This is a genomic window from Vibrio sp. JCM 18905 (genome assembly GCF_055393305.1).
This window is the reverse complement of the sequence record NZ_AP043878.1, coordinates 83,805-95,981: the sequence shown is the minus strand read 5'-3', so window position 1 is coordinate 95,981 and position 12,177 is coordinate 83,805. Positions and strand designations below refer to the sequence as shown.

12 protein-coding genes are annotated in these 12,177 nt (G+C 44.8%); all 12 read left to right on the top strand.

The window, feature by feature from the left end:
• The first annotated feature begins 332 nt into the window (after positions 1 to 332).
• Positions 333 to 752 carry a D-ribose pyranase gene (gene rbsD / locus ACZ5ZC_RS00340; RefSeq protein ID WP_005397153.1) on the top strand — a complete coding sequence of 140 codons (420 nt, stop codon included), beginning with the start codon at positions 333 to 335 and terminating at the stop codon, positions 750 to 752.
• Positions 753 to 775: 23 nt separating this feature from the next.
• Positions 776 to 2,281 (top strand): ribose ABC transporter ATP-binding protein RbsA, encoded by a 1,506-nt coding sequence (rbsA, locus tag ACZ5ZC_RS00335; protein ID WP_104972464.1) that lies wholly within the window; start codon positions 776 to 778, stop codon positions 2,279 to 2,281.
• The gene (rbsC, locus tag ACZ5ZC_RS00330) at positions 2,278 to 3,261 is read left to right on the top strand and encodes a ribose ABC transporter permease (RefSeq protein WP_464931614.1); all 984 of its coding nucleotides are present in this window, start codon (positions 2,278 to 2,280) and stop codon (positions 3,259 to 3,261) included. Before rbsA ends, rbsC begins: the two co-directional genes overlap by 4 nt.
• A 77-nt stretch (positions 3,262 to 3,338) precedes the next feature.
• Entirely contained in the window at positions 3,339 to 4,217 is an 879-nt protein-coding gene (gene rbsB / locus ACZ5ZC_RS00325; protein ID WP_464931613.1) for a ribose ABC transporter substrate-binding protein RbsB, read from the top strand.
• A 225-nt stretch (positions 4,218 to 4,442) separates the two neighbouring features.
• Positions 4,443 to 5,360, top strand: a complete 918-nt coding sequence (rbsK, locus tag ACZ5ZC_RS00320) for a ribokinase (RefSeq protein WP_005397162.1) — start codon at positions 4,443 to 4,445, stop codon at positions 5,358 to 5,360.
• A 33-nt stretch (positions 5,361 to 5,393) separates the two neighbouring features.
• Positions 5,394 to 6,416, top strand: coding sequence for a substrate-binding domain-containing protein (locus ACZ5ZC_RS00315; RefSeq protein ID WP_005397164.1), 1,023 nt, complete (start codon positions 5,394 to 5,396; stop codon positions 6,414 to 6,416).
• A 500-nt stretch (positions 6,417 to 6,916) separates the two neighbouring features.
• Entirely contained in the window at positions 6,917 to 7,648 is a 732-nt protein-coding gene (gene pnuC / locus ACZ5ZC_RS00310) for a nicotinamide riboside transporter PnuC (RefSeq protein ID WP_464931612.1), read from the top strand.
• 10 nt (positions 7,649 to 7,658) lie between these two features.
• A complete protein-coding gene (locus tag ACZ5ZC_RS00305) occupies positions 7,659 to 8,390 on the top strand; it encodes a nucleoside phosphorylase (RefSeq protein ID WP_046875984.1) in 732 nt (243 codons plus the stop codon).
• A 132-nt stretch (positions 8,391 to 8,522) separates the two neighbouring features.
• Positions 8,523 to 9,203, top strand: coding sequence for a Crp/Fnr family transcriptional regulator (locus ACZ5ZC_RS00300; protein WP_006741007.1), 681 nt, complete (start codon positions 8,523 to 8,525; stop codon positions 9,201 to 9,203).
• Positions 9,204 to 9,366: 163 nt separating this feature from the next.
• A complete protein-coding gene (locus ACZ5ZC_RS00295) occupies positions 9,367 to 10,275 on the top strand; it encodes a siderophore ABC transporter substrate-binding protein (protein ID WP_048624947.1) in 909 nt (302 codons plus the stop codon).
• Positions 10,276 to 10,297: 22 nt separating this feature from the next.
• The gene (vctD, locus tag ACZ5ZC_RS00290; RefSeq protein ID WP_041853077.1) at positions 10,298 to 11,233 is read left to right on the top strand and encodes an iron chelate uptake ABC transporter permease subunit VctD; all 936 of its coding nucleotides are present in this window, start codon (positions 10,298 to 10,300) and stop codon (positions 11,231 to 11,233) included.
• A complete protein-coding gene (vctG, locus tag ACZ5ZC_RS00285) occupies positions 11,226 to 12,176 on the top strand; it encodes an iron chelate uptake ABC transporter permease subunit VctG (protein WP_012842333.1) in 951 nt (316 codons plus the stop codon). Before vctD ends, vctG begins: the two co-directional genes overlap by 8 nt.
• Position 12,177 lies beyond the last annotated feature (1 nt).

Below are 12,177 nucleotides of genomic sequence, written 5' to 3'. Positions count from 1 at the left end.
ACGATGTGTAAGGTTTCCATCTCATTAACTAGAGTGTTTCTCAGTAATGGGACGTATCTCTTTTTCAACTGTCTTTAAAAGTCTCACTTCAAGTGGCGCTTAAACCAGCTATCGAAACGTTTCGATGGCAAAGTGTGACTCATGTACCTTTTTACTATTCGATGACCCGTTAATTACGGATCATTCTCACACCTTATCGATCTCACTCTGGTCAAATTACCACAACGAATTATTATTTCATCGAAACGTTTCGATGAGTTTTCTGTTAATAACGAAAACACTTTAAACAGGCGCTCATGGTTGTATGAACGTGTAACCGAAAGGTCGATGAGATGAAAAAAAGTACCCTAATTAACTCAGATATTTCTTACTTGGTGGCGACGCTAGGCCACACCGATGAGATCACGATATGTGACGCTGGCCTGCCAATCCCTGAGCATGTACAGCGAATTGATTTGGCGCTAACGCATGGCGTACCAAGTTTTCTTGATACTGTTCGCGTGATTCTATCTGAGTCGCAAATCGAAGGGGTCATCATTGCGGAAGAGTTTTCTGATGTAAGCCCTGTTTTGCATCAAGCATTGCTTAACGAACTGAGCAAAGAGAGCGAAGAAACGGGTAAATCTATCGAGATCAGCTACGTGTCACATGAAGCATTTAAAGCACGCACGGCACAAAGCCGCGCTGTCGTTCGAACTGGCGAATGCTCGCCATACGCGAACGTTATCTTTCAAGCGGGCGTGGTTTTTTAAGCCAGAGATATTGAGGACAGATTATGACTCAAGCCATTCTACAACTGAGCGACATTGAGAAAGCGTTCCCGGGCGTAAAAGCACTGGACAAAGCGAGCCTGAATGTTTACCCAGGCCGTGTCATGGCGCTCATGGGAGAAAATGGAGCAGGCAAGTCAACATTGATGAAGGTGCTGACTGGCATCTATCACATGGATGCGGGTAGCATCCAATATCAAGGCCAACCTGCCGCGTTTAAAGGGCCGCGTGACTCTCAGGAAGCGGGCATCAGCATCATTCACCAAGAATTGAACTTGATCCCTGAACTAACGATTGCTGAAAACATCTATCTAGGTCGTGAATTTACCGGCACGATGGGGCGTATTCAGTGGGGCAAGATGTATGAAGAAGCAGACAAGTTGCTTCAACGCCTTAACGTAAAGCACTCATCGAAAACGTTGCTTGGTGATTTGAGCCTAGGTGAACAGCAAATGGTGGAGATCGCGAAAGCGCTTTCGTTTGAATCGAAAGTCATCATTATGGATGAGCCAACTGACGCGCTGACCGATACCGAGACGGAGTCACTATTTAAAGTGATCAACGAGCTTCGAGAGCAGGGCTGCGGCATTGTTTATATCTCACACCGTCTTAAAGAAATCTTTGAAATCTGTGACGACATTACCGTGCTTCGTGACGGTAAATTTATCGGTGAATGCAAAGTAGCAGACACTGATGAAGACGGCCTGATCGAAATGATGGTTGGTCGTAAGTTAGAAGAGCAATACCCACGTATTGATGTGCGACATGGCGAAACTTGCCTTGAAGTGATTGGCCTGACTGGCTCTGGCGTTCACGATGTGAGCTTCACGCTGAAACGCGGTGAGATATTGGGTATTTCTGGTTTGATGGGGGCAGGCCGCACCGAACTGATGAAAGTGATTTACGGCGCGTTGCCAAGTGAGCATGGTGTTATCAACCTCGATAACAAAACCATTAACCCGGTTAGCCCACAAGATGGCTTAGCAAATGGCATCGCTTATATCTCTGAAGACCGCAAAGGCGATGGCTTGGTGTTAGGTCTCTCGGTTAAGGAGAATATGTCACTTTGTTCACTCAATCAGTTGACTAAAGGCTTCCAAATCCAACATAGCGATGAAGTGATTGCCGTGGAAGATTTTATCAAGCTATTTAATATCAAAACCCCTACGCGCGACCAAATCATTGGTAACTTATCCGGCGGTAACCAGCAAAAAGTGGCGATCGCGAAAGGGTTAATGACCAAACCTAAAGTTCTGATTCTCGATGAGCCAACACGTGGCGTCGATGTCGGTGCGAAAAAAGAAATTTATCAACTCATCAACAAGTTCAAAGCCGAAGGCATGAGCATCATCTTGGTGTCTTCCGAGATGCCAGAAGTGCTCGGTATGAGTGACCGCATTCTGGTTATGCATGAAGGTCGTATTACCGGCGAATTCGATGCGAAAGACGCCGATCAAGAAAAATTACTCGCCTGTGCCGTAGGCAAAAAGATCAATGAGGAAGCAGCATGAGTACTAATACCATGAGCAAACCAACCGAAGCTAGCAACAAGAAGTTGTTCACAAAAGAGTGGTTGATTGAGCAAAAATCACTGATAGCACTGATTTTTTTGATTGTTGTTGTGTCATTTTTGAACCCGAACTTCTTTACGGTCGACAACATTCTCAACATTCTTCGTCAAACCTCAGTGAATGCCATTATCGCGGTAGGTATGACACTGGTTATTTTAACCGCAGGCATCGACTTGAGTGTTGGTTCCGTACTGGCGCTATGTGGTGCCTTTGCGGCAAGCATGATTGCGCTTGAAGTCCCGGTGCTGGTGGCGGTTCCGACTGCTTTAGTCGCAGGTGCAGCGTTAGGTGCAATTAGCGGCATCATCATTGCGAAGGGCAAAGTACAGGCCTTTATCGCTACGCTGGTTACCATGACGTTACTACGCGGTGTGACTATGGTGTACACCGAAGGTCGTCCAATCTCGACAGGTTTTACTGACACAGCTGATGCGTTTGCATGGTTTGGTACCGGCTACGCGCTAGGTATTCCAGTACCTGTTTGGTTGATGGTAGTTGTATTCGCTGCGGCTTGGTATCTACTTAACCACACTCGCTTTGGTCGCTACGTTTATGCACTAGGTGGCAACGAATCAGCGACTCGTCTATCTGGTATCAATGTAGACCGAGTGAAGATTGGTGTGTACGCCATCTGCGGTGTGCTGGCAGCGCTTGCAGGCATCATCGTGACTTCTCGTCTGTCTTCGGCGCAGCCAACAGCGGGGATGGGCTACGAGCTAGACGCTATCGCAGCGGTTGTTCTTGGCGGTACCAGCTTAATGGGCGGTAAAGGCCGTATCATGGGTACCTTGATTGGTGCGCTGATCATCGGTTTCTTGAACAATGCTCTTAACCTACTTGATGTTTCTTCTTACTACCAAATGATTGCCAAAGCAGTGGTTATCTTGCTCGCAGTACTGGTAGACAACAAAAACAAATAATCCATAACCATTAAATCCTGAATACAAACCGAGCCAGTGGGCGTGTGCTGGCTCACCCTACACAAAGGACTAGAACGATGAAAAAACTTGCAACTCTTATCTCTGCTGCACTTCTTTCTTCCACTGTATCAGTAGCGGCACAAGCTCAAGATACGATGGCGATTGTGGTTTCGACGCTAAACAACCCGTTCTTCGTAACGATGAAAGACGGTGCGGAAGCTAAAGCGAAAGAATTGGGGTACGACTTAATTGTACTGGACTCGCAAAATGACCCGAGCAAAGAACTGTCGAACATCGAGGATTTAAGTATTCGCGGCGTAAAAGCAATTCTTATCAACCCAACGGATTCTGATGCTGTGTCTAATGCGATTCGTATAGCGAACCGTTCTAAGATCCCTGTATTGACACTAGACCGTGGCGCAAGCCGTGGTGAAGTCGTGAGCCACATCGCGTCCGACAACGTGATCGGTGGTGAAATGGCAGGCCACTACATCATGGAAAAAGTTGGCGAAAAAGCAAAAGTAATTCAGCTTGAAGGTATTGCGGGCACATCGGCGGCGCGAGAGCGTGGTGAAGGTTTCATGAATGCCGTGAAGGGCAGCGATATGGATCTTCTTGCCAGCCAGCCAGCAGACTTTGACCGTACTAAAGGCCTAAACGTGATGGAAAACCTACTCGCGGCTAACCCTGATGTGCAAGCGGTGTTCGCACAGAATGATGAAATGGCGCTAGGTGCACTTCGCGCAGTTCAAGCATCTGGCAAAGACGTCGTTATCGTTGGTTTTGATGGCACGGAAGACGGCATTGCGGCAGTTAACCGTGGCAAACTAGCAGCAACCATCGCGCAGCAGCCAGATCTTATCGGTGCTTTAGGTGTTGAAACGGCTGACAAAGTCTTGAAAGGTGAAAAAGTAGAAGAATACATTCCGGTACCACTAAAAGTAGTGACTAAATAAGTTTGACGTTCAATAAAGCGTCCTAATTTTTGCTCTCTCCTCCGTTTATATCTGTCGTTTAGGAGGAGAGGGCAAACATACCAAAGAGACTTAAAAATGCAGGGTATAGATGCCTTTGACTTTTTATCGTGACTCCTTCGTTAGGAAGAGAAGTTAAAGTCATCTAATGTATTTTCCAAAATAGTTTTTCAAAAAAAGGGTTCATTCAGAACCGAGGATAACCGTATGAATAAGTTAGTGGTGTTAGGTAGTGTAAACGCTGACCATGTTCTTCAAGTGCCTTCTTTCCCTCGCCCTGGCGAAACGCTACATGGTCGCAACTATCAAGTTATCCCAGGTGGCAAAGGTGCCAACCAAGCTGTTGCTGCAGCTCGACTCAAGGCTGATATTGGCTTTATTGCTTGTGTAGGCGATGACTCGTTCGGCATCAATATTCGTGAAAACTTCAATATGGACGGCATCGACATCACTGGTGTGAAGATGCAACCAAACTGCCCAACTGGCATTGCGATGATTCAAGTGTCGGATAGTGGTGAAAACAGCATTTGTATTTCAGCAGAAGCGAATGCCAAATTGACAGCAGAAGCGATTGAGCCAGATTTAGATCGCATTCGCCAAGCGGATTACCTGCTGATGCAATTGGAAACGCCGATGTGCGGCATTGAGAAAGCCGCGCGAGTGGCGAAAGATGCAAAAACTAACGTCATTTTAAACCCTGCCCCTGCTCGTGAACTGTCAGACGAACTGCTTGCTTGTATTGATGTCATTACACCAAATGAAACCGAAGCTGAAGTGTTGACGGGGGTAACGGTAACGGATAATGACAGCGCGCAAGAAGCGGCGAATGTGCTTCATAGCAAAGGTATCGAAATTGTCATGATCACTCTCGGTGCGAAGGGTGTTTGGTTAAGTCAAAATGGTAGAGGTGAGCTCATCCCGGGGTTCCGTGTTGACGCGACTGATACCACCGCAGCAGGGGATACGTTTAATGGGGCATTCGTCACTGGCCTGTTAGAGGATTTACCTTTAGAATCAGCAATTAAGTTTGCACATGCGGCGGCTGCAATTTCTGTGACCCGCTTTGGCGCGCAGACGTCGATCCCAACTCGCGAAGAGGTGGACGCGTTTCTCGCAGCACAATAGGGCTTAAACGCCTCATCAATTAGGAGTAATAACATGGCGACGATGAAAGACATCGCAAAACTGGCAGGGGTTTCCACTTCAACAGTGAGCCATGTTATTAACAAGACGCGTTTTGTGAGTGAAGAGATCTCCGAACGCGTCAATAATGCCGCAAAAGAACTCAACTACTATGCGCCATCAGCTTTGGCGCGTAGCCTCAAAGTCAATCGTACCAAAACCATTGGTATGCTAGTGACAACTTCAACCAACCCATTCTTTGGCGAAGTCGTAAAAGGCGTCGAACGCAGTTGCTATCACAAAGGCTATAGTCTCATTCTATGTAACACAGAAGGTGATAATGAACGCATGCGCCAATCCATTAATACGCTTTTGCAAAAGCGTGTCGATGGTTTGATCTTGATGTGCTCCTCGCTAGAAGGGGAGCGTATCGATGTATTTGAGCGTTATCCTGATATCCCTGTCGTGGTGATGGATTGGGGGCCGATGCTGTTTACGAGCGACAAAATTCAAGATAACTCGCTTCGTGGCGGTTACCTAGCGGCGAAATACCTGATTGATTGCGGCCACACAGAAATAGGATGTATCACCGGCCCTTTGATTAAACACCAAGCACAAATGCGATACGAAGGTTACAAACGTGCGATGAACGAAGCTGGCTTGGAATTTAATGCCAACTGGATCATTGAATCGGACTTCGAATGTGAAGGCGGATACCAAGCATTTATGAAAATGGCGCAGCGAGGCACCTTACCCAGCTCGATTTTCGTTTCCAATGATATGATGGCGATGGGGGTGATTAACGCCGCAAATGAGCTCAATATTAAAGTCCCGGAACAGATTTCAATCATCGGTTACGATGACATACATATCGCGAAGTTCATGTCGCCATCACTCACCACAATTCACCAGCCTAAATACCGTCTTGGGCAAGCTGCCGTGGAAACGCTTGTCCGAAAATTGGATGATAAATCAACAGAAGCGCAAGTCGTGCAATTAGAACCTACCTTAGTTGAACGAAAAAGTGTCAAGATATTAAAGTCAAGCAGCACTAGATGACCTGTGATGTTGAGCTAAAAAATCAAAAAAGTCGTTTCTCTTTATACTATAAAGCCTTACTATCACCATTGATTATAAATAAAAATATTAATTGTTGTCTGGCGGATTAGTTAAATGTTATCAAAAGGTTACGCTAAGTTCTCCGTAAAGCATCCTTGGTTTCACCGAGTTAATGTTATTGCGGTCATACTGATTTTTTTTGTGAGCTGTTATCAGCTCTTGGTGAATGAAGCATTCGAGTACGCAATTGGGTTTGTTATTACACTTTTGGCGTCAGCTTTATTTGCATCAGCTTCCGCATTCAAAAAGCGCTATTTAGGTTTGGATTCTTAGGCGTGTTAATTTCCAAGCGGTTCAATTGAGTCATTTATTGCTTTCAAGCAAATATTGAACTGAATTATGATCGAGTGCATCAAGAGGGGGACAAATGTCCTCCTTTTTGTTAGGTGTCACGCCCTAATATAGGCATATTCCCAAACAAAATAATAAAGGACATCGACATGGACCTACTTGCCTTACTCGATATAAACAACACCCTGGTTAACATTCCAATTGGCGGCGGTTACGCAATGAGTTGGATCGAAGCTTTCGGTACGGTTTTTGGATTGCTTTGCATTTGGTTTGCTAGCCAAGAAAAAACCATCAACTACTTATTCGGTTTGCTGAATGTCACTCTTTTTGCCGTTATCTTTTTCCAAATTCAGTTATACGGATTATTACTTCTTCAACTGTTTTTCTTCTGTGCGAACATTTACGGTTGGTATGCGTGGACTCGTCCAAACGCGGAAGGTGAAACGCTGGAAGTACGCTGGTTAAACAAACAGAAACTCATCGCCACTGCTTCTATTAGCGTTGTGTCTATCGCGTTGTTAACCATCTACATCGACCCCTTTTTCTTTGCATTAGCAAACATTGCTGTTGATAGCTTGAATCTATTTGGTGCAGGTTTGGCTGATCCGGTACTTGAACCTGATGCGTTCCCGTTTTGGGATGCAACTATGACAGTACTTTCTGTTGTTGCACAAATTCTGATGACACGTAAATATGTGGAAAACTGGATTCTTTGGGTTGTGATTAACATCATCAGTGTTGGTATCTACGCGACACAGGGTGTTTATGCGATGTCCGTTCAGTATGCGATTTTGATGTTCATTGCTGCCAATGGTACGCGTGAATGGGCCCGTAGCGCCAAGCGCAATGGCGATAAAGCCTTAGCTCAAGCTGCAGCTTAAGGAACGAAAAATGGCGAAACAACCTCATATTGGTGTTGATGAAACACAAGTCGCTCCTCTCGTCATTGTATGTGGTGAGCCAGACCGAGCTAATCGTATTGCCGCATTATTGGATGATGCAGAAATGATCTCGGAAAATCGCGAGTACCGTGTTTTTACTGGCAAATACAAAGACCAGCCTGTTTCAGTATGCAGCACAGGCATCGGCGCCCCATCGATGATCATCGCAGTTGAAGAGCTAAAACAGTGCGGTGTCACTCATGTAGTACGTGTTGGATCGGCCGGTGCGATGCAATCAGGCATTCAGCTTGGCGAGCTAATCATTGCCGAAGGTGCGGTAAGAGATGAAGGCGGCTCCAAAGCGTATGTGGATTCGGCTTATCCGGCGTACGCAAGCTTTTCCTTATTAAAGGAAGTTGAGCGTTACCTGTCAGTACAAGAGGCGCGTTATCATTTCGGTGTGGTACGTTCTCACGACAGTTTCTATACCGATGACGAAGATGCGATATGCCAATACTGGAACAAGAAGGGCGTCTTAGGTGCCGATATGGAAACCTCAGCTCTGTTTGCCGTTGGCCGATTACGTGGCCTTCATGTGGCTTCGATCTTAAATAACGTCGTTTTGTATCAACAAGATGTGAAAGAAGGGGTTGGCCAGTACGTTGATGAAGCGAAAGTAATGATGCAAGGTGAGAAGCTTGCTGCAATGACGGCGTTAGAAGCGCTGATTGCTCAGAGATAGTCCGTACTAACTTCAGTAACTCTTATAAATCAATGAATGTAAAGCGACAGGCCACTGTCGCTTTTTTATTTGGTGTTACGGAGTACAATCCACCTGAGATAGTTATCAGTAACTTTTCTGAGAGAGCAGAGAATGAAAATCAGCCCGTATCCAACTGGCCGCTTCAAAACATACCTTGAAAAAAAGAGCGTTGCCTTTCGTGAGATGATCTATCAGTGTCAAATTAGTACGCGTTACTTTGATGCTGGGGAAGAAATTCTCCGTCAAGGTGAGCAACTTCAGTACTTATATGTTGTGCCGGTAGGTCGAGTTTCAATGAGCATATTGGCCGCGAATGGGCGACGCTTTCAATTAGGAGAGGCAAACTGCGACTACCATATCTATGGTGAAATGGAGTACTTCACTCAGACTCCTTGCCAATGGAACGTGATTGCAGACGAGCACATGCAGGTTGATGTCATCTGCATCCAAAAACTAACTGAAGCGCTACAAAAGCATCCAGAAATGATGGTGTTCTTTGCTTCAGCGTTGGCCGAAGATTATCAAGACTCTATGGATATCTATACCAATCGGTTATTGCATCCCATTACTTATAATATTGCGTATGATCTTTTCGTCCGTAATCAAACCAACACATTGCTCGGTGGCTTTGACAAAGTAAATCAAGAAGCTGAGCGATTTGGTACTTCTGGTCGTGTTTATCGACGTGCAGTTAAAGATTTGATTGAAAAGGGATTGATTGCAAAAACGGAAAACGGGTTGGAGATTATTGATGAGCTTGCACTCAAAGCATTTATCGAAGCGCATGAATGATACACCTAGATATTGCAATGAATGGTTTTTATAAGTCTTTGATATAGTTGGAGCTCGAATAAGCGTAACTAATGTAAAGTACCTTAAATTTTGTTGAATGCAGTAAAGAGTAACGTTATATTGCGAACGCGCATGATAATAGATCTCATTAAGGCTTAACAAAATGAAAAAATTCGTCGGTGCGGCTATGTTGTCGCTATTTACTGTTTCTCCTTCTTTCGCTGCTAAGGTTGTGATTGACCATTACATGGGTCAAACCGAGCTAGAACAATCACCAGAACGCGTGGTTGTGATTGGCTTTGGTCCGCTAGATGCGCTGGACAACTTTGGTATCGATCCTGTTGCAGTCTCTAACTCTTCTAATCTGCCTAGCTACCTTTCAAAATACAGCAAAGATAACTACACCTCTGCGGGTAGTTTGTTTGAACCTGACTTTGAAACCATTTACATGCAAAAACCAGATTTGATATTGGTTGGTCCGCGAGCGTCTGCGAAATATGAAGAGCTGAGTGAAATTGCTCCTACGGTCGTTTTTGCTGCGAAAGAGAATCAAGGTTACTGGGAAGGTACGCAAGCACAGTGGCGCAATATTGGTAAAATCTTCAATATCGAAGAAAAAGTAGAGCAGAAAATTGAAGCGCTAGATGCTCAATTCAAAGCAATCCGTGACTACAACCAATCAAATAACAATGATGCGTTAACGATTTTAAGCATGGGTGACAACATCAGTGCGTTTGGATCTCAATCGCGATTTGGTGTGATTTATAACGATTTCGGTTTCTTGGAAACGGTTGAACACGTGAAAACGGGCACTCACGGAGATGTTATTTCTTATGAATTTATTCGTGAAGCTAACCCGAAAAATATACTCGTAGTTGACCGCAATTCGTTAAAAGGCACGCCAGATAACGATATTCGTAAGTCCATGGATAACGACTTAGTCAAAGCAACCGCCGCATATAAGAATCACAAAATCACTTATTTAGATGTGGACGCGTGGTACTTGTCGATGTCTGGTGTGACTGCAACAGAAAAAATGGTCAGTGAGATCAAGCAAACCGTTGAACTGTAATCCAAGATAGCAGAGGTTAACTTTGAAAAAGTTATTGCTAACCCTTGTGGTTTTAAGCACGGTTTCGTTGTTTGTTGGGGTGGCAAACATGACGCCCCAACAGTTATTTTCGGGTGATGAGAAAGCGTTAGAGCTTTTCTTTACCAGCCGTATACCACGTTTATTCGCCATACTGCTTGCTGGTGCAGGCTTAAGTATTGCAGGCCTTATTATGCAGCAAATCAGCCAGAACCGATTTGCTGCACCTTCTACAACCGGTACGATCGAATGCGCCATGCTGGGCTATGTACTGAGCGTGGTTTTCTTTGGCAACGACAATCACCTTTGGCTCGTATTCGGCATCTCGGTATTTGGGACGCTGGCGTTTATTTTCTTTATTCAGCGCATTCAATTTAAGAGTGTGGTTTTTGTGCCTCTTGTCGGGATTATTTTCGGCAATGTCATCCAATCCATGACCACGTTTATCGCTTACAAATACGATGCACTTCAAAGTCTGAATGCTTGGACAGTCGCAAACTTCGCCAACATCTTGCGTGGTGATTTTGAACTGCTGTACATCGCGGTACCAATGGCTATTCTCAGCTACCTTTTTGCCGCAAGGATTTCAGCCGTGGGTATCGGAAAAGATTTCGCGGTTAACTTGGGGTTAAATTATCAGCAGGTTGTCACGATTGGCGTGCTGTTGGTGTCCATCATGTCGGCAAGTGTCGTGATGATTGTGGGGCAGCTGCCATTCCTTGGTCTGATTGTGCCGAACCTCGTGAGTCACTTTTATGGTGATAACCTCAAAAAGAACATTCCGCTTACGGCCATGTATGGGGCGACTTTAGTGTTGTGTTGCGACTTGGTGAGTCGTTTGATTATCTTCCCTCATGAAATGCCAATCTCTATCGTGATCAGCATATTGGGTGGCGTGGTATTCATCGCGATGTTGTTGCGAGGTAAACAACATGCGTGATTCAACGAAAATCCTACTGTTAGGCGGCATTGCGGTACTTTTCGCATGTTTGTTTATTGGTATTGGGCTAACGGCTGACAACTACCAGTATTTTTTATCTCGTAGAGTTCCTAAAGTATTGGCGATAGTGCTAGCGGGTGTGGCTATTGCTCAGTCTTCACTTGTATTTCAAACCATTACGCACAACCGAATTTTAACGCCAAGTATCATGGGGTTTGATGCGTTGTATGTGTTGACGCAAATTTTGATCGTGCTGATTTTTGGTGGTTTGAGTACTTTAGTTCTTAACTTGTACGTCAATTTCACGATTGCCGTAATTGTAATGGTGTCGTTTTCATTATTGTTGTTTGGTTTTTACTTTTCTAAAGGAAGCAAGAACTTGATTACGTTGCTATTGGTCGGCTTGATCTTTGGTCAGCTATTTTCCAATGCGGCGTCATTTTTCTCTTTGCTGATGGACCCAAATACGTTTGCAATCGTTCAATCGAAACTTTACGCCAGCTTTAATAATGTCAAAGTGAATTTGGTTTACTTTAGTGCACCAGCTTTGATGTTTGCATGTTGGTTGCTATTTAGTATGCATCGCACTTTAGATGTGTTTTGGCTCGACCAAGACAATGCGAAAAGTTTGGGCGTCGACGTACCTAAGGTGACGCGAAATGTATTCATTATCTCGGCGGTTCTGATTGCTATTTCTACGGCTCTAGTGGGACCAATCATGTTCTTTGGTTTGCTGGTGACCAACTTAAGCCGAGAAATGTTCCGAAGTTACCAACACAAAACGCTATTGGTTGGTTGTTCGTTTCTCTCCATCAGCTCGTTACTGGCTGGGCAATGGATTATCGAGAACGTGTTCAGTTTTGAGACGACGTTGAGTGTCGTTATTAACTTTATTGGTGGTGCGTATTTCTTATACCTACTACTGAAAAACAAAGTTGTATAAA